A 24,937-nucleotide genomic window follows, 5' to 3' on the forward strand; every position below is an offset into this window, starting at 1 on the left:
TTTTTCTCGCTCGTCTTGGGGGGTAAGGGGGCGTGCCCTCCGCGACCCCTGGGATGTTGGCGGTTTTCGGGCTCCCGGGGGACCCCCCCCCCTCCCCCACGTCCGCCAGGATCTGACAGGTGCAAGAATCGGTGCGATGAGTACCGCCCCCGACTATCCCGCCCGCGCGGTCGTCGACCTCGACGCGATCCGCGACAACGTGCGCGCCCTGCGGACGACTGCCCCGACCGCCCAGGTCATGGCCGTCGTCAAGGCCGACGCGTACGGGCACGGCCTGGCCCCCGCGGCCCGGGCGGCGCTCGCGGGCGGCGCGACCTGGCTGGGGGCGGCGCAGAGCACGGAGGCGCTCGCGATCCGCGCCGCCGTCGGACCCGACCCGCGCATCCTGACCTGGCTCTACGCGCCCGGCGCCCCCCTGGCCGACCTGGTCCGCGACGACATCGACGTCGCCGTGGCCGCGGCCTGGGCTCTCGACGAGGTGGCCGACGGCGCCCGCGTCGCGGGCCGCACCGCCCGCGTGCACCTCAAGGTCGACACCGGGCTGGGCCGCAACGGGATCATGCCCGACGACCTGCCGGCCGTCCTCGACCGCGCGCAGGCGCTGCAGGCGGAGGGCGCGCTCGCCGTCGTCGGCGTCATGTCGCACTTCGCGCTCGCGGACGAGCCCGACGACCCGTCGGTGAAGATGCAGACCCACGTCTTCGACGAGGCGGTCCGAACCGTCGAGGCGGCCGGGATCGACCTCGAGGTGCGGCACATCGCCAACTCCGCGGCGACCCTGACCAACCCGGCGTCGCACTACGACCTGGTGCGCCCGGGGATCGCCGTCTACGGCCTCTCGCCGGTGCCGCAGCTCGGCGTGCCGGGCGACTACGGCCTGCGGCCGGCGATGACGCTGGAGGCGCGGCTCGCCACGGTCAAGCGCGTGCCGGCCGGCCACGGCGTCTCCTACGGGCACTTCTACGTCACGCCGCAGGACACGGTGCTCGGCGTCGTGCCGCTGGGCTACTCGGACGGGATCCCGCGGCACGCTTCCGGCGGTTCGCTCGGCCCGGGCGGTCCGGTCCTGGTGGGCGGTGGTGTGGACGACGTCGCCGCACCCGCGACCGGCCTCGGCACCGCCCGCGTGCTGCGCGTCGCGGGCCGGGTCTGCATGGACCAGATCATGCTCGACCTCGGCCCGTACGCGTCGGAGCAGGCCGGCGACGTGGTCACATTGTTCGGGGCGTCGGACGGGCTGGCCCGTGCCGGAGCGCCCAATGCCGAGGACTGGGCTCAGGCCGCCGGCACCATCAGCTACGAGATCGTGACGCGCCTCGGCGCGCGTGTGCCCCGCGTGTACGCGGGCACGGCAGGAAGGGAGACCGCGTGAGCGGGGCAGTGAACGGACCGGGCGACATCTCGACGTCGGAGGCGGTGGTCATCGAGCTGCCCGACGCCGATACGACGCGCGCCTTCGGGGCAGCGCTCGCCGGGGTGCTGCGCTCCGGGGACCTGGTGATCCTCACCGGCGACCTCGGCGCGGGCAAGACGACCCTGACCCAGGGCATCGGAGCGGCGCTGAACGTGCGCGGGCAGGTGGCGTCGCCCACCTTCATCGTGGCGCGCGAGCACCCGCCCCTGCCGCGCGAGGACGGCACGCGCGGCCCCGGACTGGTGCACGTCGACGCCTACCGCCTCGGCGGGCTGGGCGAGCTCGACGCGCTCGACCTTGACTCCTCCCTGGAGGACTCCGTGACGGTCGTGGAGTGGGGGCGCGGCCTGGCCGAGACGCTCGCCGACGACCGCCTGGAGATCGACCTGGAGCGGCCGCGGGGCGCTGCACCGGCGTTCGACCCGGGCGTGGAGCCGGCCGAGGACCCGGAGGCGGGGACGCGCAAGGTAACGATCCGCGCGATCGGCCCGCGGTGGGTCGGTGTGGACCTCGGGGCGTTGCTGGGCTGACGCACCCGGTGGGTCAAATATCACCCACTACTTGTAAATATCACCCGCTATTTCGGTACAAAACGTTACCTTGGGCACGTTTTTTCGTCTAAGTTCACCTCTCGGTAGTCGCTGACCACGGCGTCTACCAGGGAGGGAACGTGATGGTGTCGGCCTTGAGGTGGCTTGGTGCGCCGGGAGCGCCGCTGGCGCGGGTGCTCGTCAGCACGACGGCTCTGCTGTCGTTGGCAGGTGGTTACTCGGTACCGGTTTCGGTGGCGTCAGCTCTCGACGAGGGTGCGACCGCGAGTGCAGTTGCCGCGGTCGACGACGACGTGCCTGCGGACGCGATCATCGAGTCGGGCAGCGGCCTGGAGGGCACCGAACCGCTGGAGGAGGCCACGTCGGCGGAGGCCGAGGCACTTGCTGAGGCAGCGCAGACGGGCGCACCGGTCGAGGTCGTTGCCAAGCGGGGTGAGACTCGTGAGTTCTGGGCTCTGCCCGACGGGTCGATCGAGGCTCGCGAGTTCGTCTCTCCCAAGTGGACTCGTACCGAGGACGGATGGGCCGAGCTGGACCTCGACCTCGTCGAGGCACCGAGCGGTGTGGTCGCGCCCGTGGCCTCGACCGTCGACGTCGAGTTCTCTGGCGGCGGCGACGATCCGCTGGTCCAGATGACCCGTGCCGGGCGGGTGCTGGAATGGACGTGGCCGGCGCCGCTGCCGGAGCCGGTGCTCGATGGCGACACGGCGACCTATGGCGAAGTGCTCGCCGGGGTGGACCTGCGGATGACGGCGGTCCCGGACGGCTTCTCGTCGTCCCTGGTCGTCAAGACCGCGGAAGCGGCAGCATCGCCCGAGCTTGACGCCGTGACCTTCGAGATGGAGACGCAGGGACTCGAGGTCGACGTGACGGAGAACAGTGTCCTGGAGGTCCGGGACACCGCGTCGGACGCCTTGGTGTTCGAGGCCGCTCCGGCATCGATGTGGTCGACCGTTCCCGTGGCGGACGCGGGCGCCAAGGGAAGTGCCTCTCGCACTGCTCTGGCTGCCACGGAGACCGACGATGCGCCGGCGGCCGATGTCGCGCCCGTGGGCGTCACCGTGTCTCCGGATGGGAACGCGCTGACGCTGACGCCGGACCAAGAAATGCTGTCGTCGCCCGACACGACGTTCCCTGTCGTGATCGACCCTCAGGTCAAGACGCCGCGAGCAGGTGGTTGGACAAGCCCGAACAAGGTCTGGCCCACCCAGTCGTACTGGTTGTTCAAGGGCGACTCGACGGCCGGCCTCGGGACATGCGCGGGCTGGGCGAACTGCCCCGACGGGTCGACCTACCGGTTGATCTACCAGTTCGATACCGCCGCCTTCCTGGGCAAGGAGATCCTCGACGCGGAGTTCGTGGTTCGGAACACGCATTCGGCGGTCTGTGAGGACCATCGGGTGGACCTGTGGCGTACCAAGGCGATCAACAGCGCCACGACGTGGAACACCCAGACGGCCTCAGGCTTCTGGACGGAGGAGGTCGGCTCGGCGACCTTCAGCTATGGCGGGTCCCAGAGCGGGTGCAAACCGGCCGCCGATGCGGAGTTCGGGCTGACGTCCTACATGCAGCGGGTGGCCGACAACGGGACGAGCAAGTCGGTCGCGTTCGGCATGCGGGCTGGTTCGGAGACGGACAAGGACTACTGGAAGAAGTTCTCCCAGATGGGATTTCTTCGGGTGACCTACAACAGCACGCCGAACGTGGTGAAGCTCGGTCACATGGCTCTGACGTTCGGCGGGTCGTGCAGCGGGTCCTCGATCGATACCCCGTTGCGAACAGGCAAGCTGGGGCTGATGCGGGTGGCGTACGCCACCGACCCGGACCCGTCGGAGCGAATCACCTTGCAGTACCGGCTTGAGCGGGCCGACGGGACCCAGTTCTGGACCGGGACGACGGTCGAGAAGGTGAAGCAGTCGCCCTTCGCGCTCTCGATGCCGACCAACATGCCGCAGAACGCGCGGATCCAGTGGTCGGTCCGCGTGTACGACGGCCACCGGTACTCTGCCTGGTCGGAGCGGTGCCAGTTTGTCTACGACACTTCCATGCCTGCCCCACCCGTGATCACGGCACCGGAATATCCGGAGCCAGATCCGAGCGACCCGAATGCCATGCCCAACGACGGAGTGGGGGAGTACGGGTGGTTCACTGTTGAATCGCCGAGCCATGATGTGGTCCGTTACCAGTATCACTTCAATGACGACCCGTACAAGACGGTCGAGGGTTCCACCCTCAAGATCGCTTATCTGCCCCTCGAGTCCGGTCCCCATCAGCTGGTCGCGAAGGCGATTGACGGGGCAAACAACGATGCGCAGACAACATATACATTCTGGGTCGCACCCGGGCGTGATCAAGTCGGCAACTGGACCTTCGACGAGCCGGTCGAGGGTGAACCAGTTCCCACCAGCTACACGACTGGTGGCAATGCATCAGTGACCGATCCGGGGTCGGACGCCAGCCTCCAGGATTCATTGCTCCAGGTCGACGGTGATGGCGACTATGCGTTTTCGACTACCGGTCGGGTGAATACGTCCACGCACTTCGCCGTTGAGGCGTGGGTCAAACCGCGCTCTAGCACTCCGACCGGTGTGCAGATGGTGGCCGCTCAGGCAGGAGCGCTCAAGCAAGGTTTCATGCTCTACTACTCCGCCGCTCAGGGCGGATGGAACTTCGGAACTCACGAGACTGACACGGCCAGTGGCGCGAACGTGAGGGTCACGTCCAACCAGCCGTACCAGGCCGGCAAGTGGACCCATCTCCTGGGTGTTTACGACGCCTACAGGGACAAGCTGATCCTTTACGTGAACGGCATCAAGTCCGAGGCGGACTGGGGCAGCCCGTGGAATGCCACCGGCGATGTCTACATCGGCGCGGGGAAGTACGGGCCTGATGCACTCAGCAACTTCGACGGCCAGATCGATCAGGTGCGTACCTACGACCGGGTCGTCACGGAGACCGAGGCGGCCAAGCTCTCGTACATTCCGCCGGCCGTCGTCGCTCGTTGGAACTTTGAGGACGCACAGTTCGACCCGACGGTCGGGTTCGACAATGTGGCGACGACGAAGACAGCTGCCGAGGGTGACCCGTTGGTCCTGACGCTGCCAGCCACCGGGGCCGAACAGTCGCTCGAGGCGAACGTCGACACCTTTGGGTTGAAGCTGGACGGTCAGGGCGGGTACGGCGCTACCGGCCTGGATGCTCTGAGCTCGCTGAAGCCGACCGACAGCTTCACTTTGAGCGCTTTTGTGCGGACCGCGGGTGTTCTCCCGGAGGGCGGTTCCGCGACGGCCCTCAGCTGGACCGGCTCGGTGGAGGAAGCGATCCAGGTTCGGGCCGTGGGCTACAAGTCGCCCGAGCAAGAAGACGTGGTCCGCTGGGAGTTGGTCGTCCGAGAGGGCAACACAGTCTCCTCGCCCCGGGTGATCGTCCGCAATGAGAACCAGCCGTTCGGGACTGACTGGACGCATCTGGCAGTGGTCTACGACGCTCCGACTCGTACAGCGACGCTCTATGTCGGCGGTGCCGCTGCGGACGAGAACCGGTCGACGGGTACGGCCTCGTTCGAGTCGGTGCGCCGGTTCAACGTGGGTCGCGGACTGAGCGACGGCGTGTGGGAGAACTACTGGCCAGGCTTGATCGACGACGCATGGGTGTTCCGCGGAGCGCTGAGCGAGAGCCAGATCGATCAGCTGTCGACGGCCACCTCGGGACTGTCGACCGAGGTTCCAGGAGCACTTCGATGATCCGCGGACGGGCACAGGGCGAGCAGACCGCAGGGAACAGCATCCAGGGTGGAGCGATCATGCAGGGAATGACGCGTCGGGCGCGAACGGTGTGGCAGGGGGCCGCGTTCTTGTTGGCGGGCGCCCTGGTCGCCGGGCCGCTCGTGGCGGTAGGTAGCTCAGCTGCCGCCGTGGACAGCGAGATCGCTGCTCCCGAGCTCGGCGTCGACGTCAAGGGTGCGGACGCGGCAGGGTCGAAGGCCGATCCGATCAAGCCTGCTGCAAACCCGGAGATCCCGGACGTGACGTGGCCCGAGAGCGGCAGCGCCACGGTTCCGGTGGTCGATGCGGACGCTGACGAGAAGCGGACCTCGGTGGGAAGCCTGCCGGTGACGATCGCGCAGGCCGAGGACACCTCGGTCGACGAGGTGGTCGTCCAGGTGGAGCCCCAGGCAGCGGAGAACTCGGCGGGTGTGAACCGCAGCCTTCTCCTCGGGCTGTCCACAGCGGACGGTATCCGTTCCACACTGGGGCAACGGGTTGCGGGCGCCGCCGTCACCAAGCCGTCGGTCGTCGACGTCGAGATCGACTACTCGCAGTTCGCCGGCGCCTTTGGCGGTTCGTACGACGACCGGCTGACGCTGGTCCAGGTTCCGGGCTGCGCCCTGACGGCGCCCGAGAAGGCTGAATGCCTGCGGACCACGCCGGTCGCTGCTACCAACGAGACCGCCACGGACACCCTCGTTGCTCGGGATATCGCGGTGCCCGGGGACGGCAGTGCGACGGTGCTGATGGTCACTGCGGATGTGTCCTCGGACTCGGGCAACTTCGGCGCGAGCCCCCTTTCTCCGTCGAACACGTGGTCCACCGACCTCCGGTCCGGCGCATTCTCCTGGTCCTACCCGATCAACACCCCTGACGTACCGGGGAGCCTCGTTCCTAGCCTGGGCCTGTCGTACTCGTCCGGCGGGATCGACGGTCGCACCGGGGGCACGAACAACCAGGCGTCTCTGGTCGGCGACGGCTTCGACCTGTGGCCTGGATACATCGAGCGCAAGTACAAGTCGTGTGCGCTGGACGATGTGAAGAATGACGCCGGAAACCCGATCGGTGACCTCTGCTGGGACTACGACAACGCGTTCATCTCGTTCAATGGTGCCGCCGGCGAGCTGGTCCCCGCCGGGACTGACACATGGCGTCTGTCCACGGATGACGGCACGAAGATCAAGCGGCTGAAGGACACCGCGCGATCCAACGGCGACGCAGACGGCGAGTACTGGGAGGTGACTACCCCGAACGGCACGAAGTACTACTTCGGCTACCAGCGACTGCCGGGGTGGGAGACCGGAGACCCGGTCACGAACTCGGCGTGGACGGCACCGGTGGTGGGCGACAACACCGGCGATCCCTGCAACACCAACGCCGGCAAGTGGTGCACCCAGGCGTGGCGATGGAACCTCGACTACGCCATTGATGCCGCCGGAAATGTGATCACCTACCACTACACCAAGGAGACCAACTATTACGGTCGCCTGGGTAACCCCGCCTCCGCGACGGGTTACACGCGTGGCGGGACTCTGGCCAGGATCGACTACGGGCTCCGCGGTGACGATCTGGTCGGTGCCGGCGCTGCGCAGCCATTGGGGCGTGTGGCATTCACCTACGGACAGCGCTGCCTCACGGACACGCCGGGCGGGGCTCAGTGCACGGATATCAACACTCAGCCGTCGGGGTGGTACGACACGCCTTGGGACTTGAACTGTGTCAGCGGTTCGACCTGTGACCAGGGTCGGACGTCCCCGTCGTTCTGGACGCGCAACCGCATGACCGGAATCGCGACGAGTGTCTTTGTCGATGCGGCATGGAAGAGCGTTGACTCCTGGGCCCTCACCCACAAGTGGGGTACCGCCGACACCGACTACCAGCTCGAGCTGGCCGCCATCACGCGCACGGGCAACACCGGGCCCGAGGGCGCGGCTTCGATCAGCCTGCCCGCGGTGCGGTTCGAATACGCCCAGCGGCCGAACCGGCTGGACAAGACCGGCGACGGCCAGGCCCCGTTCATCAAAGAACGTCTCGCCACGATCGTCGACGAGACCGGTGGTCAGGTCGATGTGAAGTACTCGGCCCCGGCGTGCGTCGAGGGCTCGTTGCCGTCGGCGAACGACAACACGACCCGGTGCTTTCCTCAGGTCCGGTCCATGGGTGAGGTACTGCCCGCGGTCACCGACTGGTTCAACAAGTACGTGGTCGAGAGCGTGACCACGACTGACCGCACCGGTGGCGAGCACAGCGCGCCGGACGCGGTGACGAGCTACGAGTACCTCGACGGTGCTGCCTGGCACTGGGACGAGTCGACCGGCATGGTTCCGGACGAGGAGAAGACCTGGTCCGACTGGCGTGGCTACGGTCACGTGCGGGTGACGACTGGTGCTCCGAACGAGCCGAAGAGTCAGTCCGAGCAGTGGTTCCTTCGGGGCATGAACGGCGACCGCAGCAACCGGGAAGGGACTGCTACCAAGTCGGTGTCGGTGACGCTCGGCAGCGGCGAGGGCGACCCGATCACCGACTCCGCGCAGCACGCGGGCTTCTCGTACAAGTCGGCGACGTTCTCCGGCCCCGGCGGGAAGGTGCTGTCCAAGACGGTGAACCGTCCCTGGTGGTACCAGACTGCGGTCAGCCAGCGCGAATGGGGAACGATCCGCGCCGGCTTCTCCCGCGCGGCGAGCACCAAGACCTGGACCAGCCTCGACAACGGCGCAGGTTCGTCCTGGCGCACGACCGAGCAGTCCAACACCTACGACCAGGTCGCGGGCCGTGTCACTCAGCTGAGCGACAAGGGCAACACTGCTACCACCGCTGATGACCGATGCGTCACGACGGACTACGCGACGAACACGACCAAGAACATTCTTGGTCTGCACGCACGGCAGCAGACGTGGGCCGTCGGTTGCGCGGTCACGCCCAACCGTGCTGCCGGCGACGTGATCTCCGACGTGCGATACGCCTATGACGGCGGTGACTACGCCACAGCCCCGACTATCGGTCGCCCCACTCGGGTGGCGGACCTGGCTGGATACAACGGAACGACGGCCAAGCGGATCGAGACGGGTACGACGTACGACACGTACGGGCGCGTCCTGACCGTCACCGAGGTGGCAGCAGACGTACTGGAAACTTCGGCTGGTGCTCTGACGCGTACTGCACGGTCGGAGGCGTCGACGACCACGACGACCTACACACCTGCCACAGGTTTCGCCACGACGATGACCGAGAAGACGCCGCCGGCCACGGCCGGGACGGCCTCGTCCGCGCTGTCGACGACCACCACGTTGGATCCCGTGCGCGGTGTGCCGACCATCGTCAAGGACGCGAACGACTACTCCACCAAGGTGGCGTACGACGCGCTCGGGCGGACGAGCAAGATCTGGTTGGCAGACCGGGTCAGCACGCAGACACCATCCACCGAGTTCACGTACCGGATCACGGAGGGCTTGCCGGTTCGTGTGGGCACCGCAACCCTGAACGACGACGGGGACGTGCGCACGTCGTACACCTTCTATGACGGCCTGCTCCGGCCGATCCAGACCCAGGAACCTGGCGTCTCGGGCGGGACGATCCTGACCGACACGTTCTACGACGGTCGCGGACTGGTGCACACGGCCTACAACCCGTACTACTCGACGAGCGCGAACCCGGGGACGTTGTTCGACGCCTGGAGCGAGTCGGTCGTCGATTCCCAGGTCCGTACCGAGTACGACGGCCTTGGACGACCGACCCAATCCAAGCTGATGGTGGGGGATGACGACGGTCAGCCCGTACTGTCCACGACACGGACGATCTACGGCGGCGACCGCACGACGGTGATCCCGGCGGTAGGAGCGACTCCGACCACGACGCTGACTGACGCACGCGGGCAGAGCACTGAGCTGCGGCAGCACCACTCCCGCACCAACGTGGATCCGAACGCCACGACAGGGTTCGACCGCACCCGCTACACGTACACGGGCCGCGGCGAGCTCAAGACCGTCGTCGACCCTGCCGGGAACACGTGGTCCTACACGTTCGACCAGCGCGGGCGTCAGACGGCCGCGAGCGATCCCGACGCCGGGACCACGACCAGCACCTACGACGACTTCGGTCAGCTCCGCACCACGACGAACGCCGAGAACGAGACGCTCGCCTATTCCTACGACGGCCTGGGCCGCAAGACCGAGCTGCGCGAAGGATCGTCGACGGGCACGCTGCGTGCGTCGTGGACCTACGACACGGTCACCGGAGGCAAGGGACAGCTCGCGAAGACGACGCGTTTCGAAGCGGGCGGCAGCTATGTCACCCAGGTGGCCGGCTATGACCGGCTGTATCGACCCACGCGGACCGCGGTGACGATCCCGAGCTCCGAGGGCAAGTTGCAGGGGACCTACCTCACGACGACCAGCTATGCCGTCGACGGCAGCGTTCAGGCCATGGGCATGCCGGCCGCCGGTTCGTTGCCTGGCCAGACGGTGGGCTTCGAGGCCGACCCCGACACTGGCTGGGTCACGGCCACGACGGGACCGAACGGGCTGCGTGCGGACGCGACGTACGACTATGTCGGCAAGCTCACGCAGCTCGACATGGTCGCCGGCGTCTCAGGTTCGCTGCACGCGGTGAACACCTATGAGCGCGGAACTGGTCGGCTCATCGAATACCAGGCCGACCGCCTGATGCAGCCCGGGATCGATCGCTCGGAGACCTACACGTACGACGAGGCCGGGAATGTCCTGTCGCTGGCGGACGTGTCCCGGACCGGGACCGACGTGCAGTGCTTCGACTACGACTACCTGGCGCGCATGGTGGATGCCTGGACCCAGGGGAGCGGCGAGTGCGCCGCGACCGGTCAGGCTGCATCGGACGCGGGCGCTGTTGGGGGAGTCGCGCCGTACTGGCACGAGTACACCTACGACCTGGTCGGCTCGCGGCAGACCGAGGTTCAGAACAGCATTGGTGGTGGCGAGTCGGTGACCCGCACCTACGGGTACTCCGCCACGCAGCCGCACACGACCACGACGGTCAACCAGACGACCACTGCCCCCGGCTCGAACGTCGACTCGGTGGAGAACTACACGTATGACGCGGTCGGACGCACCACTTCGCGGCAGATCGGAGGCGACACCCAGAACCTGACGTGGTCCCCTGAGAGCCGCGTCGAGTCGGTCGAGAACGCGGATGCCTCGGGTGCCGAGTACGTGTACGACGCCGACGGGAACCGGCTGCTCGCCCGCAACACCAGCGCAGATGGCAGCACCAGCACGACGCTGTACCTCGGCCACACCGAGATCACGGTCACGTCCGCGGAACCCACGATCGCCAAGGCGACCCGCTACGTGGATCTCGGTGGCGGGCACATGGCCATCATCGACGACACCGGCGCAGTTACCTTCAACCTGGCCGACCATCACGGCACCGGGCAGCTGAGCGTGAAGGCATCTGACATGTCGATCACGCAGCGCCGGACCACGCCCTTCGGTGAGGTGCGTGGGACCGCGCCGACGGAATGGGCCGGCTCCCGAGGGTTCGTCGGCGGGTACGACGACACGGAGACCACTGGACTCGTGTCGCTGGGCGCGCGCGAGTACGACCCGGCTCTGGGCAGGTTCATCAGCCTCGACCCGGTCATGGATCTGTCTGATCCCCAGCAGGTTCACGGGTACTCGTACGCGAACAACAACCCGGCAACGCTGTCCGACCCCACGGGACTCTGCCCGAGTGGTAGCCCAATGCTTGAGGGTGCTTACTGCGACTTCGGCGACGGGTGGTCGCAGGTTGGTCCGGTAAATACTGGTTATGAAGGGGGCGGGGCCGACTCGTTCACGCCAGGTGACAGCCCGGGTGAGGGGCCTGTGCCACCCCGCGTCAACGACCCGGGTGACCCGACCGATGGGCCAACAGAGGACGAGCAGGCGCGTGCTCAGCGGATCCTGAACAGCTCCGTGACCGCCGTGGCCATGGAGCTGGGATGGGAGGCACTGAAGGAATTCATCGGGTGGAACGACCTGATGGGCTGCCTGGGGGCTGATGTTCTCTCCTGCGCCTCGCTCGCCATCGGCATTTTGCCCGTAGGCAAGGGTTTGAAGGCCGTTAAGGCCCTCTACAAGGTCATCGACGGAGCTATCGACTTCTACAAGACCGTGAAGTGGGCGCGGGGCATCATGTCGCGCGTCGGCACGAAGGCCAAGCAGATCATCGGCGGGGCGCCCCAAACGTGCTCGATTGGAAACAGCTTCGCGCCTGGCACGTTGGTTCTGCTGGCAGACGGATCCAAGAAACCGATTGAGGAGATCGAGCTTGGCGACAAGGTCCTGGCGGCCGACGAGGAGACTGGAAACGCCGTAGGGCCGCGAGACGTGACTGCACTGATCTCAGGAGACGGCGCCAAGAACCTTGTGACCATCTCGATTTCAGGTAGTGGCGGGCAGATCAGCGAACTAGTGGCCACCGATGGGCATCCGTTCTGGATTCCTGCCGAGTCCGCTTGGGTGGATGCGGTTGACCTGCGGAGTGGAGACTGGCTTCGGACCAGTGCTGGAGCCCGTGTTCAAGTCACCTCCGTCGCGGTTTCGCGACAGTATGAGGTCGTCTACAACCTCACCATTCGCGGCGACCATACGTACTATGTGTTGGCCGGTGAAGCGTCGGCACTCGTTCACAACGGGAACTGTGGTGGTGTTGGTGGCGCCCTAAAGGGTTGGCGAACGCACTACTTCCAGATGGGTAGCCAGCAGCTACGCCTAACCAAAGAGCGGATGCAACATATACTGGAGCGTCACCACCCGTCGTACCGCAAGGGCGCCGATAAGGAAGACCAGACGAACTTCAAGAGGAACGTATCGATCCAAGACGTCGAGGACGCGATTAGTAGTGTCACTCAACAGAATCGCGGACTGATTTCGAGCCGAGGAATTTATGAAACATATCAGGTGCAAGGCGTCTATAGGGGATATAGTTACACGATGGGAATTACCAATGGAAAAATCGGCCAGTTCTACCCCAACTACTAACTGATGATTGTCGTCGAGAGCTACCTGATGACAGGTCCCGGCGTGTTCGTTTCTTTCGAGTCGGGACAAGCTCACTCTAAAGAGGCTGACCTGATTGAAGGCGCGATAGAGATTGTTATCGACGATTGCGTGCTCATAGATGTTCGACTCTGGGACTACGTGTACCCGTTGTGGGCTTATCTAGCGGATGCCGTATCTAGGCTACGGGCGACGGGTGCAGGTTCCTTCAGATTCCCGGACCAACCGGTCCAGGTGGACCTTGAACGCATGGCCAAAGGGCGGGTGCAGGTGGCTGTCTCTGGCGATGGAGATAAGAGAAAAGCTGTCGCTAGTGAGTTCGAGCTAATTCAGGCCCTACGTTCGCGTGGATCGGACTTCTTCGGCAGGGTCTCGACTTGGTTTCCTGCTGAGCGGTCCGTGATCGGGAATAGCTGGACGAAGTTGATGCATGATCCGGCGGGCGCATCGTTAGCCGACATTCGGTGGGAGGAGCGGGTCGGTAGGGTCCAAGCGTCTGCGTTTAGTCAGGCGGAGCGAATGGTTGGTCAACGCATGAGCGTGGTGCAGCGTGAGCGGCTGATTTCAGACGTAGCGGGACGGCGTCTTTCTTTCGGCGAGCTGCTTTCACGGGCTGAAAGTGCGCTGCGCTGCGCGCCGTCGGGTGGTTCGTGACGTTACTTGCATTTTAGTTGGTGCATCTGAGGCCTCAATGGATTTGTGCCTAACGTGATGTCCGGTTAAAATCGAGACCTGTTCAACATTAATTGTGAACCGCAGGCTGATCGGCTGAATCTAGCGGATGGCAGTGACGGGGTGGCTATTGGCTGTCGGTCTTGAGCGGGCTAATGGGTTTTCTGATGGTTTTTGGTGAGGCCTTTTGATGTGTTTTTATATCGGCTCTCGCGGGTACTTCAGCGGCCGGCATGTGTGACGCGAGCGGTCAGAACGACTGCTTGGCCGGGCGTCATACTTGACGCTTGCAGGTCGCGAGCGCCTGCTCGCCCTCCTGCCTCGTGAACTGACCACCGATTGGGCCGCGGTCCCAGATCTCCCTGTGCCCGCTCTGACAATGATCGTGGCAGGGTGCACACGGACAGGCTCCCGCCATCGCCGTCGGTCAGTAATACCCTGGTCACGTGGCCGTTCTAGCTCTCGATACCTCAGCAGCCGTCGCCGTCTCGCTCGTCGACGAGGAAGGCGCGCGTCTGGCGTCCCGCTCCTCCGACGAGCGGCGCAGGCACGCCGAGTCGCTCGCGCCCCTGATCTCCGAGGTCCTCGACGAGGCGGGGATCGAGCGTGCCGACCTGACTGCCGTCGTCGCCGGTACGGGGCCGGCCCCGTTCACGGGGCTGCGCGTCGGGCTGGTGACCGCCCGCACGCTCGCGCTCTCCCTCGGCATCCCGGTGCTGGGCGTACCCAGCCTCGACGCGCTCGCCGTCCAGGCGGTCAGCGACCTCGGGCTGCGCGCGGGTCAGGAGATCCTGGCCACCTCCGACGCCCGCCGCAAGGAGGTCTACTGGGCGCGCTACCGCGTGGTCGCGCACGAGGGGCCGCACGGCGTTCCCGTCGTGGAGCGGACCGCCGGGCCCGACGTCGACCGGGCCGGCTTCGTGGCCCAGGGTCAGCTCCCGACGCCGGACGGCGGCGACACCCCGCTGCCCGTCGTGGTCGGCGAGGGCGCGATGCTCTACCCCGAGTTCCTCCCCGTGGCAGACGACGCCCCGCTCGTCCCCGACGCGACCGTGCTCGCCCGCCTGGCGCTCGTCCGCCGCGCCGCCGGCGAGGAGCTGCCGACCGAGCCGCTGTACCTGCGGCGTCCGGACGTCCACGAGCCGGGGTCTCCGACCGGCACGGGCGCCGGCTCCGGGACCGGCACGGCCACCGCCGCCACGGGCGGTGCCGCGTGATCACCGAGGTGCGGCTGCGCCCGCTGCGCAACGCCGACTTCGACCGCGTGCTGCAGCTCGAACGGCAGCTCTTCGGCCGGGGCGCCTGGACCTACGGCATGCTCGCCGACGAGCTCGCCGGCCTGGGCCGCTGGTACATCGTGGCCGAGCCGGAGCGGCTCGACCGCGCGGGCGAGCAGCCCGTCGTCGGCTACGCGGGGCTGTGGTTCGACGGCGACGTCACGCAGATCATGACCATCGGCGTGGACCCCGACGTCCAGCGCCACGGCGTGGGGCGGCAGCTCATGGACGCGCTCATCGAGCGGTCCCGCAAGGTCAAGGCCGAGGCGGTGCTGCTGGAGGTGCGGGTCGACAACCAGCCCGCCATCGAGATGTACCGGGACTTCGGCTTCCAGATTCTCGGCGTGCGCAAGCGCTACTACCAGCCCGAGGACGTCGACGCGTACACGATGCGCCTGGACCTGTCCGAGGTGGAGCACCCGACGGCGGACGCGCCGGTGGAGTCGCCGGTCGACGCTCCGACCGACACTCCCGACGACGCCGCAGGAGACGCCGCATGAGGGAACGAGTTCTGGTCGACGCCGCCACGCTGGCCGCCGACCTGCAGGTCAGTGCGGCCCCGGACCCGGTCGAGGGGCGGCCCGTCGTGCTCGACGTCCGCTGGGCGCTCGGCATGACCGACGGCCACGACCAGTACCGCGCCGCCCACGTCCCGGGCGCCGTGTACGTGGACCTGGACACCGAGCTGGCCGCGCACGGGGCGCCCACCGACGGGCGGCACCCGCTGCCCTCGGCGTCGGCGTTCCAGCAGGCCGCGCGTCGCTGGGGCGTGTCGGCCGGCTCGCGCGTCGTCGTCTACGACTCCGTGGGCGGCACGTCGGCGGCCCGCGCCTGGTGGCTCCTGCGGTACTTCGGCGTCGAGGACGTCCGCATCCTCGACGGCGGCCTCGCCGCCTGGACGGCAGCGGGCCGCGCCCTCGAACCGGGTGACGTCACGCCCGAGCCGGGCGACGTCGTCGTGCAGCCGGGCGGGATGCCCGTGCTCGACGCCGACGCTGCCGCCGAGCTGGCGGACGGCGCGGGCCTGCTTCTGGACGCCCGGGCCGCCGAGCGGTACCGCGGCGAGGTGGAGCCCGTGGACCCGCAGGCCGGGCACGTGCCGGGCGCCGTCAGCGCACCGACCAGCGAGAACCTGGGGCCGGACGGCCGGTTCCTGCCGACCGGGGACCTGAAGCGGCGCTTCGGCGAGCTGGGGGTCGCGGACGGCGGGACCGTCGGCGTCTACTGCGGGTCGGGCGTCACGGCGTCGCACGAGGTGGCGGCCCTCGCGATCGTCGGCGTGGACGCCGCCCTGTACCCGGGCTCGTGGTCGCAGTGGTCGAACGACCCGTCGCGGCCCGTCGCGGTGGGCTGAGTCCGGCGCGACGCCGGCCCGGCCCGGCCCGGCAAGGTCAGGGCGTGGGGCTGACCTCGTTGAGTACCAGGATCTTCTGCCACACCTTGCGGGCCATGCCGAGCGTCAGCGACTCGATGGTCGAGACCGTGTTCAGCACGATGTCGTCCTGCGACTCCTCGGCGCACAGCGCCGCCGCCTTGCCCACGATCGACAGCAGCTCGGTGCAGTACTCCAGGTAGTACTCGATCTGCTCCGGGGTCAGGTCGACGTCGTTGTGCTCCGACTCGCCCGCGAAGGCGTCCCGCAGGATCTCCGGCTCCTTGGTGAGCTGGTGCATGTCGATGATGTGCGCCAGGGAACGCAGCCGGTGCAGCTTGGCCAGCAGATCGGAGCGCTGCACCCGCTGCGGCACCGAGTGCAGCACCACGACGGCGACCGCGACGAACACGATGTCGTTCACCGCGCTCTCGATGAGCGGCAGCCAGTCCAGGCCGTTGTCCGGCGCCTCGGTGCCCGCGGCCTCGACGGCGAAGCCGAACGCGACCAGCGCCACCAGCACCACGAGGGCGATCAAGACGCGCGACCCGGCCTGGACCAGCCGGCTGCGGCGGCGAGTACCGGCAGAGGTGTCCGCCACCTGCTCGGTCAGGGCCACGAGCTCCTGGGCCACGAGGTGGATGCCGCGGTCGGGGAACCGCGCGCCGATGCGGTCGCGCAGCCGCCGCGCCGTGTCGATGACCGGGACGGGCTCGAGCTTCTCCAGTGTTCTGACCCACACGGGACGCAGCGTAGGGCCAGAGCCCCCGGCGGCGGGGCGTCGTCCGGGCCACGCCCGGGGTGAAACCGCGCGGACGTCCTCCCGCCAACTTCATGCACGTTGATAGAATCGGCGACCGCCCGTGCGAGAGTGCGCGGTCGCGGACGAGGAGCGCGCGCAATGGTACGTCGGGCCAACACTGCCTCCGGGTTGTTCGCCGTGCTGGGCCTCGAACCGGCGCAGGAGCTCGCCTACCGGCACCTCCTGTCGGTCGGATCGGCCAGCGTGGCGCAGCTCGCCGCGGCCATGGAGGTGGACCAGCCCGTCGCCGCGGCCTGGCTGGACCGCCTGGAGAACCTGGGGCTGGTGCTGCCCGTCGACGGCACGGCCGGCTTCGCCGCCGTCGACCCCCGCAGCGCGCTCCGCGCCCTGACCGACGGCCACACCATGCACCTCAACCGGTTGCGCGAGCACATCCCGGAGCTCGCCACGGTGTTCGAGGACGCGCGCCGCGGCTCCGACGCGCCCACCCTGACCCGCCTGGTGTCCGGGCACAGCGACATCGCGGACTGGTACGGGCGCCTCGGGCACGAGGTGGAGGGGGAGTTCCTGGCTTTCGACCGGCCGCCGTACGTGGTCACGCCCACCGACTCGCTGGAGGACCTGGCGATCTCGCGGGGCGTGGTGTGGCGGTCCGTCTACGGAGCGGCGTCGTTCGACCTGCCGGGCCGGCTGGACCGGGTGCGCCGCGACGTCGCGATGGGGGAGCGGGCCCGGGTGACCGCGACGGTTCCGGTCAAGCTCGCGATCATCGACCGGCGCCTCGCCCTGGTGTCGCTCAACCTGTCCGAGGAGACCCCCGAGGCCCTGGTCACGGCGTCGCCGCCCCTCGTGGAGGCGCTGTGCCTGATGTTCGAGAGCTACTGGGAGGGCGCCCAGCCGCTGCGCCAGTGGCGTTCCGAGGGCGCGCCCGAGCCGCGGCCGGTGTCGGGGCGCTCGCGGAGCGACCGCGGGCCGACGGCGGAGGAGCGGGAGCTGCTCGCCCTGCTGACGGCGGAGGTCAAGGACGACGTCATCGCCCGCGAGCTGGGCATCTCGGTCCGGACGCTCGGGCGCCGCCTGCGCGACCTGATGGACGCGCTCGGGGCGACCAGCAGGTTCCGCGCCGGCGCCGAGGCAGCGAGGCGCGGCTGGATCTAGCGCCCGGTTACCCGGACAGGTTCAGACGGTGTTGTCTGCCGTCCGAGCCCGCGGTTCAGACGGTGATCGTGGTGAGCGGCATCGACGAGTCCACCGGGATGTCGAGGTTGCTCGGGGCCACCCCGGCGCGCACCACGGCGGAGCCGAGCGCCGCGATCATCGCGCCGTTGTCCGTGCAGTAGCGGATCGGCGGGATGCGCAGGTCGATGCCGGCCTCGGCACAGCGCTTGGCCGCCATGTCGCGGAGCTGGCTGTTGGCGGAGAACCCTCCGCCGACCACGAGCGTGTCCACGCCGTGCCGGTGGCAGGCGGCGATCGTCTTGGCCGTGAGCACGTCGGCGACGGCCTCGGCGAACGACGCCGCGACGTCGTGCACCGGGATCTCCTGGCCGGCGTCCGTGCGGGCCTCGACCCAGCGGGCCACCGCCGTCTTGAGGCCGGAGAACGAGAAGTCGTAGGCGTGCTTGGCCTGGTCCTTCGCGGCCGTGAGGCCGCGCGGGAACCGAATGGCGGTGGGGTCGCCCTCGCGCGCGAGGCGGTCGATGTGCGGGCCGCCGGGGTAGGGCAGGCCGAGCAGGCGGCCGACCTTGTCGAAGGCCTCACCCGCGGCGTCGTCGAGCGTGGAGCCGAGCTCGGTGACGTTCGTGGCGATGTCGTCCACCAGCAGCAGCGAGCTGTGCCCGCCGCTCACCACGAGCGCCATCGCCCGCTCCGGCAGGGGGCCGTCCACGAGCTGGTCCACGCACGCGTGGCCGATCACGTGGTTCACGCCGTACAGCGGCTTGTTCAGCCCGATGGCGAGGGCCTTCGCGGCGGACGCGCCGATCGTGAGCGGCCCGACGAGCCCGGGCCCGGCGGTGACCGCGATGGCGTCGACCTCGGACAGGTCGACGTCGGCCTCGCCGAGGGCCTTCTGGATCGTGGGGATCATCGCCTCGAGGTGGGCCCTGCTGGCTACCTCGGGGATGATGCCGCCGTAGCGAGCGTGCTCCTCCATCGAGCTGGCCACCGCGTCGACCAGCAGGTCGTTTCCGCGGACCAGCGCGACGCCGGTCTCGTCGCAGGAGGTCTCGATACCGAGCACCAGTGGATCTGCCATGTGCTCCAGCCTAGTTCCCCGGGGCCGGTGAGCGGGGAACCGAGCGGTATGTGACGCGCGGACGTGCGGGACGTCACGGTTGAATCTGGAACTATCGCTTGAAGCAACTTGTTGTCGCGCGTATGACCGACACCGTTCTTGAGGCCCAGGGCCTCGCCATCGACGACGCGACCGCCGACCGCCTGTTCCGCACCGCGCGGACCGTCACGACCTTCGCCGAGTCCGAGGTGACCGACGAGCAGCTCGCCGCCGTCTACGACCTCGTCAAGTGGGGCCCGACGGCCATGAACACGAGCCCGCTGCGCATGCTCGTCGTCCGCACGCCGGAGGCCCGGGAGCGCCTCGTCGCCCGCGTGCCCGAGGGCAACCAGGAGCGCGTCCGGAACGCGCCCGTCACCCTCGTGCTCGCGTACGACACCGACTTCCACGAGCACCTCGACCGGCTGATCCCGCACATGCCGGGCGCGCGCGACATGTTCGCCGGCGACGCCGGGGCGCGCGCCGAGATGGCGCGCACCAGCGCCCTCATCCAGGCCGGCTACCTGATCGTCGGCCTGCGCGCCGCCGGCCTCGCCGTCGGCCCGATGCACGGGATCTACGACCAGATCGACGCCGAGTTCTTCGCCGAGAACGGCTGGAAGGGCCTCCTCGTCGTCAACGTCAGCGCGGCCGACGGCGCCGACACCACCCGCCCCCGCGCCCCGCGCCTGAGCTTCGACGACGCCGCGCAGGTCATCTGACCCCGCGCGTCGTCCGACCCCGCGCGTCGTCCGGCCCCCGGCGCGCCGGCGTCAGGCGGGCAGCGGCCGGCCGGTCCGCATCTCCTCCAGCATCGCGCGTACCACCGGCACCAGGTCGCCGTCGTGCGCGGCGGCGACCTGCTCCTGCCGCCGGTACGACGGCCCGGTGCGGAGGATGTCCCGCACCCCGGCCAGCTCCGCCGCGCAGCCCAGCCGGTGCGCCACGGGCTCCAGCTCGACCAGGAGCTTGCCGATCGCGTCGACGAGCGCCCCCTGGTTGCCCTCGGCGTCCAGGATCACGGTGGCGTCCAGGCCGTAGCGGGCCGAACGGAACTTGTTCTCCGCCACGTACCAGGGCGGCAGCTCGACCAGGGCCCTGCCCTGGTCGAGCTGCGTGGACAGGTGCTCCACCAGGCAGTGCACCAGCGCGGCCAGCGTGAGGGCCTCCGTGAGGTTGGTCGGGCCGTCGCACACCCGGACCTCCAGCGTGCCGAACGTCGGCGACGGGCGGATGTCCCAGTGCACCTCGTTGAACGCCTCGACGGCGCCGATGTGCAGCATGTCGCCCGCGTACGCCTCGAGCTCCTGCCAGGTCCTGAACGCGACCGGCAGGCCCGAGCTCGGGATCTGCTGGAACAGCAGCGACCGGTTCGAGGCGTACCCCGAGTGCTCGCCGGCCCAGTACGGCGACCCGGCGGACAGCGCCTGCAGGTGCGGAAAGTACTTGAGCATCCCGCGCATCAGCGGCAGCGCCTTGTCCCGGTGCTCGATCCCGACGTGGACGTGCAGCCCCCAGATGATGAGCTGCGCGCCCCACACGCCCGTGCGCTCGCGGATGCGGGCGTAGCGCTCCTTCTCGCCGATCTCCTGGTCGGTCCCCTTCGCGAACGGGTGCGTGCCGCCGCCCATGAGCTCCAGGCCCATCGGGTCCGTGACCGTCCGCACGCGGTCGAGCGTGCGGCTGAGGTCCGCCCCGGCGTCGGCCACGGTCCGGCCGACCCCGGAGACCAGCTCGATCGTGTTCTTCATGAACTCGCCGGTGACGTGCGCGGTGTAGCCCTCGGGGCCCTGCCGCTGGTTGCCGCCGTCGCGCCCGAGCGCCTCGAGCACCTCCGGGCCTGCCTGGCACAGGTCTGCGGTACCGGGCTCGACGAGCCCGATCTCCCACTCGATGCCCACCGTCGACCGTGGGGATTCGCCGAAGCCGAGCTGTATCGGCGAGCTCATACGGCTCCCAGCGGTTCGACGAGGAGTACCTGTTGGTTGCCTGCCACACGGGTGAGCACGATCGTCGCCTCCTCGGTTCCGGTGAGTACGAGCTGCTTGCGAAGTTGTTCGGGCACCACCGCGGTGCCCCGCTTCTTGATCGTGATGCGGCCGACGTTCCGGTCGCGGAGGTAGGACTTGAGCCGCTTCAGGCCGAACGGCATGGTGTCGAGCACCCGGTATCCGGTCGCGATCGGCGCCTGCGCGCCGGCCGCGTCGGCGGGCCGGGCCGACGGCAGCGCGGCGGGGTCGTCCGTGGTGACGTACGCGATCGTCGGGTCGACGAGGCGTCCGCCCAGCTCGGCGGCCGCCTCGCCCACGAGCCCGGCCCGGATGACCGCGCCGTCGGGCTCGTAGAGATACTGTCCGACGGCGCCGACGTCCGGCTCCGTGCCGTCGCCGCGCAGGGTGCGGCTGAGGGTGTGCTCCTTGCCGTCGTCGTCGGTGAACGAACGCAGCACGAGCGCCGAGCGGCCAGGACCGTCGGGCGCGAGCGGGCCGAACCAGAGCCCGGCCTCGACCACGTCGCCGTTGACCGAGACCCACTGGGTCTCGGCGTCGTCGGGCAGCCCCTCGTGCGCGATGCCCGGACCCACCTTGATGCCGACGGCCGGCACCGACTCCCGCAGCGCCCAGACGGCGTCGAGCGGGGGCTCGTAGGCGCGCGGGTCGAAGATGCGGCTGCTGCGGCCGCCCCGGCCGCCGCGCACGCGCCGGGCGGGGTCGGCGTAGACGGCGTCGATCCCCTCGGCGCGCAGGTCGAGCGTCAGGCCGTCGGCGTGCCGCACCTCCGCCTCGGGGAAGTGGCGCAGGTTCCACCGCGCGATCGCGGCCGTGCACTCGTCGAGGTCGGTCGCGACGACGCGCAGCCCCGTACCGGCGAAGGCGAGGGAGTCGGCGCCGATGCCGCAGGTGAGGTCGGCGAGCGTGGCCACGCCCGCGTCGAGGTACCGTCGGGCGTGCAGCGCCGCGACGACGAGCCGCGTGGCCTGCTCCAGACCGTCCGCGGTGAACAGCATCCCGTCGGCGAAGTCACCGAACTTGGTCCGTGCCCGGGCGCGCAGCCGGGACTGGGTGACCACGGCGGCCGCGAGGTCCGCCGCGACGCCCTGGGAGCGCAGGGTGGTCACGGTCTTCATCGCGTCGCGCTCGTCGTACGGCGGAAGAGCCGCAAGCAGGGCCCAGCCGTCAGGGCTGAGGAGTTTGCTCAGAATCGCCGCATCCATGGGAAGATCTTTCCACGTTTGTCCAGGTCATGACGAGTGGCTGCACGCAACCTTTTCGTGGAGATGGCCAGATCTCGAAGTGCGGACGGCGCGTCGTGCGCCGGGCGTGTGAGGTGCTCCACGCGATTGGCACTCGCCTTGACCGAGTGCTAGCGCCGACCTAGATTTGGGGTTGTTCATCGCCGCGGATCCCGGTAGTCGGGGCCCTCGGCGGAGGACCCAGACGTTCGTGCCCGCCGGCACCCGCGACGACGGCGGACCGTCGAACGTTCGAGCCCCTGAAGTCAACCACGCAGCTGATCACTCGATCCGCTCACGAAAGAGGGAGGTCCGACGTGTCGGTCCCCATCAAGCCGCTCGAGGACCGGATCGTCGTCAAGGCTCTCGAAGCCGAGACCACGACCGCTTCCGGCCTGGTCATCCCGGACACCGCCAAGGAGAAGCCCCAGGAGGGCGAGGTTCTGGCCGTGGGCCAGGGCCGTATCGACGACAACGGCAACCGTGTGCCGCTGGACGTCGCCGTCGGTGACAAGGTGATCTACTCCAAGTACGGCGGCACCGAGGTCAAGTACGCGGGTGAGGAGTACCTGGTGCTCTCGACCCGCGACGTCCTCGCGGTGGTCGTGGGCTGAGTCCAGCCCGCGCCAGACAGACGAAGGCCCCGCACCGGATCGGTGCGGGGCCTTCGTCCTGTCCGGAGACCGTCGTGGCTGGTGCTGCTTCGGCGTCGAAGCAGGCGTGCGTTCACAGCGGGCGTGCGTAGCGAGCGGGCGTGCATCAGAAGCGGGCGTGCGGCAGAAGCGCGTCACGCCTCGAGCGTCAGAAGTTGTGCACCCTGGGTCAGGCGGAGACGGACTTGCCGGCGAGGATCGCCGACCGCTCGTCCTCGCTGAGCCCGCCCCACACGCCGTACGGCTCGCGCACGCGGAGCGACTGCTCGCGGCACTGCATCATCACGGGGCAGGAGCGGCAGATCGCCTTGGCGGCCTCGGCACGCCTGCGGCGGGTCGATCCGCGCTCACCCTCGGGGTGGAAGAAGAGGGTGTCGTCCGCGTCGCGGCACGCGCCCTGGTACTGCCATTCCCACAGTTCCATCACCGGACCGGGAAGCCTCGAGATCTCCGTCATGGCGAACAACTTACAAGTTGTGCAGAAGTTGTTCAAGAGGCAATTTCGCGCCATCGGGTTCGAATCGGGCCAGTGAGAAGCGGGTCGACACTGACCGGATTTGTATGATTGTGAACCGAAATCCACCGAGATCGGCGGCACGCCGGGTTTCGCAGTGGCGCGGAGAGGGCCGGGTCGGCAGAATCGAGTCCATGACTTCTTCGCGACCCGCCCAGAACTCGGGCGGGTCACGTACATCCAGCCCCGGACTGGCTGTCGCCGCCGTTGCCCGCCGCCTCGGGGTCGCTCCCGCGACCCTCCGCACGTGGGACCGCCGATACGGCCTCGGACCATCGGGCCGCACCGCCGGATCGCATCGTCGCTACACGCCGGACGACGTCGCCCGGCTCCTGGTGATGCGCCGGCTGACCCTGGAGGGCGTGGCGCCGGTGGATGCCGCGCGTGCCGCCGTCGAGGCGGGGGACGCCGAGCTCGAGGTCGCCACCCGCACCGCCCCGGCGCTGCCCGCGGTCCAGGTCGAGGGCGGGGCGGACGCCGACGAGCACGACTTCGCGGAGCAGTTCGTCGGCACCGTCGAGGCCCCGGGCGACCCGGACGACGAGGTCGTCGAGGAGGCTGACGAGCCCCTGGCCACATCCGACGACGAGGCTGACGACCCCGCCCCGGCATCCGGCGGCGAGCGGTCCGAGGAGCCTCGCGGCCGTGCGCGGCTGCGGGCCCTGCCCGGTGGCGCGACCGGTGGCGGAGCCCCGGCGCCGGCCGGGGGGCCGCGGTCCGCCGCCTCCCCGGCGCCGACGTCGGGCCGGGTGTCCGCCCTGGTCGACGCCGCCCTGGCGTACAGCCGGACCGCCTGCGACAACCTCCTCGTGCTCGGCCCGGACGGCGACCCGGCCACCTGGTGGACCGAGCTCGTCGAGCCCGCCTGGCTCCGGCTCTCGGAGCGGACGGTCCTGGCCGGCCCCGGCGAGATGCCCGAGGTGGTGCTCGCGACGGCCGCGCTGCGCGCGCTGCGCAACTACATCGAGGAGTTCGAGCGGGTCATGGTCGAGGCGGGCGGCCCGCCGGCCAACCACCCGAGCCGGATGCGCAAGATCGTGCTGGTGTTCGCCGCCCCCGACGAGGTGGTGCCGCTCTCGGCGCACGCCCTCGCCGCCGCGCTCGCGGCGCAGGGTTCGATGGCGCGCATCGTCACGGGACCCGCGAGCACGCATCGCTCGGTCGAGCTGGTCACCATGGTCCGCCCGACGGCGGTGGTGCTGGCGACGACGCAGAACAAGCCGGACCTCGACGTCGTGCACGCGGTGAACGAGAGCTACCCGGAGCTGCCGATCTTCGTGGGCCTGCGGGCCGACGCGGCGGCGACGGAGCTGCCGTTCGGGCCCACGGTGCAGCGGGTGCGCTCGTTCACGGGGCTGCTGCACGAGGTGCTCGCCGTCATCAAGGCGAGGTGACGCACGCCTCGGGCCGGTACCACGGCCCGGCCGAGATCTG

At 69.0% G+C, this 24,937-nt stretch carries 17 protein-coding genes; 12 read left to right on the plus strand and 5 right to left on the minus strand.

Translation table 11 applies throughout. The features are described from left to right. The first annotated feature begins 136 nt into the window (after nucleotides 1-136). The 8 genes from alr to ACFV9Q_RS17695 all read left to right on the plus strand — a co-directional run bounded on the left by alr (nucleotide 137) and on the right by ACFV9Q_RS17695 (nucleotide 16,048). On the plus strand, nucleotides 137-1,372 hold the full coding sequence (gene alr, locus ACFV9Q_RS17660; RefSeq protein WP_377235448.1) for an alanine racemase: 1,236 nt from the start codon (nucleotides 137-139) through the stop codon (nucleotides 1,370-1,372). After that, complete coding sequence (gene tsaE, locus ACFV9Q_RS17665; RefSeq protein WP_377235449.1) at nucleotides 1,369-1,944, plus strand: tRNA (adenosine(37)-N6)-threonylcarbamoyltransferase complex ATPase subunit type 1 TsaE; 576 nt, start codon at nucleotides 1,369-1,371, stop codon at nucleotides 1,942-1,944. The genes alr and tsaE overlap by 4 nt, the downstream gene beginning before the upstream one ends. Before the next feature lie 143 nt (nucleotides 1,945-2,087). Further along, nucleotides 2,088-5,708: a LamG domain-containing protein gene (locus tag ACFV9Q_RS17670; protein ID WP_377235523.1), complete on the plus strand. Its 3,621-nt coding sequence runs from the start codon at nucleotides 2,088-2,090 to the stop codon at nucleotides 5,706-5,708. Further along, complete coding sequence (locus tag ACFV9Q_RS17675) at nucleotides 5,705-12,727, plus strand: polymorphic toxin-type HINT domain-containing protein (protein WP_377235450.1); 7,023 nt, start codon at nucleotides 5,705-5,707, stop codon at nucleotides 12,725-12,727. The genes ACFV9Q_RS17670 and ACFV9Q_RS17675 overlap by 4 nt, the downstream gene beginning before the upstream one ends. Nucleotides 12,728-12,730: 3 nt before the next feature. Beyond that, complete coding sequence (locus tag ACFV9Q_RS17680; protein WP_377235451.1) at nucleotides 12,731-13,399, plus strand: hypothetical protein; 669 nt, start codon at nucleotides 12,731-12,733, stop codon at nucleotides 13,397-13,399. A 464-nt stretch (nucleotides 13,400-13,863) separates the two neighbouring features. Next, entirely contained in the window at nucleotides 13,864-14,634 is a 771-nt protein-coding gene (tsaB, locus tag ACFV9Q_RS17685; RefSeq protein WP_377235452.1) for a tRNA (adenosine(37)-N6)-threonylcarbamoyltransferase complex dimerization subunit type 1 TsaB, read from the plus strand. Next, on the plus strand, nucleotides 14,631-15,194 hold the full coding sequence (gene rimI / locus ACFV9Q_RS17690) for a ribosomal protein S18-alanine N-acetyltransferase (protein WP_377235453.1): 564 nt from the start codon (nucleotides 14,631-14,633) through the stop codon (nucleotides 15,192-15,194). The genes tsaB and rimI overlap by 4 nt, the downstream gene beginning before the upstream one ends. Further along, complete coding sequence (locus tag ACFV9Q_RS17695) at nucleotides 15,191-16,048, plus strand: sulfurtransferase (RefSeq protein ID WP_377230369.1); 858 nt, start codon at nucleotides 15,191-15,193, stop codon at nucleotides 16,046-16,048. The genes rimI and ACFV9Q_RS17695 overlap by 4 nt, the downstream gene beginning before the upstream one ends. 37 nt (nucleotides 16,049-16,085) lie before the next feature. On the opposite strand, the gene ACFV9Q_RS17700 is transcribed toward ACFV9Q_RS17695, so the two are convergent. Further along, the gene (locus ACFV9Q_RS17700) at nucleotides 16,086-16,808 is read right to left on the minus strand and encodes a hypothetical protein (RefSeq protein WP_377235454.1); all 723 of its coding nucleotides are present in this window, start codon (nucleotides 16,806-16,808) and stop codon (nucleotides 16,086-16,088) included. A gap of 159 nt (nucleotides 16,809-16,967) precedes the next feature. Between ACFV9Q_RS17700 and ACFV9Q_RS17705 the strand changes: the two genes are divergently transcribed. Further along, nucleotides 16,968-17,987: a hypothetical protein gene (locus ACFV9Q_RS17705; protein WP_377235455.1), complete on the plus strand. Its 1,020-nt coding sequence runs from the start codon at nucleotides 16,968-16,970 to the stop codon at nucleotides 17,985-17,987. Nucleotides 17,988-18,042: 55 nt separating this feature from the next. On the opposite strand, the gene tsaD is transcribed toward ACFV9Q_RS17705, so the two are convergent. After that, on the minus strand, nucleotides 18,043-19,086 hold the full coding sequence (tsaD, locus tag ACFV9Q_RS17710) for a tRNA (adenosine(37)-N6)-threonylcarbamoyltransferase complex transferase subunit TsaD (RefSeq protein WP_377235456.1): 1,044 nt from the start codon (nucleotides 19,084-19,086) through the stop codon (nucleotides 18,043-18,045). 122 nt (nucleotides 19,087-19,208) lie between these two features. On the opposite strand from tsaD, the gene ACFV9Q_RS17715 reads away from it, so the two are divergent. Continuing rightward, nucleotides 19,209-19,826, plus strand: a complete 618-nt coding sequence (locus ACFV9Q_RS17715) for a malonic semialdehyde reductase (protein WP_377230365.1) — start codon at nucleotides 19,209-19,211, stop codon at nucleotides 19,824-19,826. 51 nt (nucleotides 19,827-19,877) lie between these two features. Here the strand turns inward: ACFV9Q_RS17715 and ACFV9Q_RS17720 are convergent, their stop codons facing one another. Together ACFV9Q_RS17720 and ACFV9Q_RS17725 are read right to left on the minus strand one after the other, a co-directional pair. Beyond that, complete coding sequence (locus ACFV9Q_RS17720) at nucleotides 19,878-21,053, minus strand: glutamate--cysteine ligase (RefSeq protein WP_377235457.1); 1,176 nt, start codon at nucleotides 21,051-21,053, stop codon at nucleotides 19,878-19,880. After that, nucleotides 21,050-22,318 carry an SAM-dependent methyltransferase gene (locus ACFV9Q_RS17725; RefSeq protein ID WP_377235458.1) on the minus strand — a complete coding sequence of 423 codons (1,269 nt, stop codon included), beginning with the start codon at nucleotides 22,316-22,318 and terminating at the stop codon, nucleotides 21,050-21,052. Before ACFV9Q_RS17725 ends, ACFV9Q_RS17720 begins: the two co-directional genes overlap by 4 nt. Before the next feature lie 335 nt (nucleotides 22,319-22,653). Here ACFV9Q_RS17725 and groES point away from each other — a divergent pair, with 335 nt between their 5' ends. Further along, complete coding sequence (groES, locus tag ACFV9Q_RS17730) at nucleotides 22,654-22,950, plus strand: co-chaperone GroES (RefSeq protein WP_020016178.1); 297 nt, start codon at nucleotides 22,654-22,656, stop codon at nucleotides 22,948-22,950. 208 nt (nucleotides 22,951-23,158) lie between these two features. On the opposite strand, the gene ACFV9Q_RS17735 is transcribed toward groES, so the two are convergent. After that, the gene (locus tag ACFV9Q_RS17735) at nucleotides 23,159-23,446 is read right to left on the minus strand and encodes a WhiB family transcriptional regulator (protein WP_020016179.1); all 288 of its coding nucleotides are present in this window, start codon (nucleotides 23,444-23,446) and stop codon (nucleotides 23,159-23,161) included. 191 nt (nucleotides 23,447-23,637) lie between these two features. Between ACFV9Q_RS17735 and ACFV9Q_RS17740 the strand changes: the two genes are divergently transcribed. Then, nucleotides 23,638-24,897 carry a MerR family transcriptional regulator gene (locus tag ACFV9Q_RS17740; RefSeq protein ID WP_377235459.1) on the plus strand — a complete coding sequence of 420 codons (1,260 nt, stop codon included), beginning with the start codon at nucleotides 23,638-23,640 and terminating at the stop codon, nucleotides 24,895-24,897. The last annotated feature ends 40 nt before the right edge of the window (nucleotides 24,898-24,937 follow it).

This window comes from Promicromonospora sp. NPDC059942, from assembly GCF_042731755.1.
In the GTDB taxonomy this organism is placed as follows: domain Bacteria; phylum Actinomycetota; class Actinomycetes; order Actinomycetales; family Cellulomonadaceae; genus Promicromonospora.

What these genes read in the sequence shown, in the direction of transcription:
- alr (WP_377235448.1), top strand. Translation starts at nt 137, where the DNA reads ATGAGTACCGCCCCCGACTATCCCGCCCGCGCGGTCGTCGACCTCGAC.
- ACFV9Q_RS17670 (WP_377235523.1), top strand. Translation starts at nt 2,088, where the DNA reads ATGGTGTCGGCCTTGAGGTGGCTTGGTGCGCCGGGAGCGCCGCTGGCG.
- ACFV9Q_RS17675 (WP_377235450.1), top strand. Translation starts at nt 5,705, where the DNA reads ATGATCCGCGGACGGGCACAGGGCGAGCAGACCGCAGGGAACAGCATC.
- ACFV9Q_RS17680 (WP_377235451.1), top strand. Translation starts at nt 12,731, where the DNA reads ATGATTGTCGTCGAGAGCTACCTGATGACAGGTCCCGGCGTGTTCGTT.
- ACFV9Q_RS17695 (WP_377230369.1), top strand. Translation starts at nt 15,191, where the DNA reads ATGAGGGAACGAGTTCTGGTCGACGCCGCCACGCTGGCCGCCGACCTG.
- ACFV9Q_RS17705 (WP_377235455.1), top strand. Translation starts at nt 16,968, where the DNA reads ATGGTACGTCGGGCCAACACTGCCTCCGGGTTGTTCGCCGTGCTGGGC.
- tsaD (WP_377235456.1), bottom strand. Translation starts at nt 19,086, where the DNA reads ATGGCAGATCCACTGGTGCTCGGTATCGAGACCTCCTGCGACGAGACC.
- ACFV9Q_RS17715 (WP_377230365.1), top strand. Translation starts at nt 19,209, where the DNA reads ATGACCGACACCGTTCTTGAGGCCCAGGGCCTCGCCATCGACGACGCG.
- ACFV9Q_RS17720 (WP_377235457.1), bottom strand. Translation starts at nt 21,053, where the DNA reads ATGAGCTCGCCGATACAGCTCGGCTTCGGCGAATCCCCACGGTCGACG.
- ACFV9Q_RS17725 (WP_377235458.1), bottom strand. Translation starts at nt 22,318, where the DNA reads ATGGATGCGGCGATTCTGAGCAAACTCCTCAGCCCTGACGGCTGGGCC.
- ACFV9Q_RS17735 (WP_020016179.1), bottom strand. Translation starts at nt 23,446, where the DNA reads ATGACGGAGATCTCGAGGCTTCCCGGTCCGGTGATGGAACTGTGGGAA.
- ACFV9Q_RS17740 (WP_377235459.1), top strand. Translation starts at nt 23,638, where the DNA reads ATGACTTCTTCGCGACCCGCCCAGAACTCGGGCGGGTCACGTACATCC.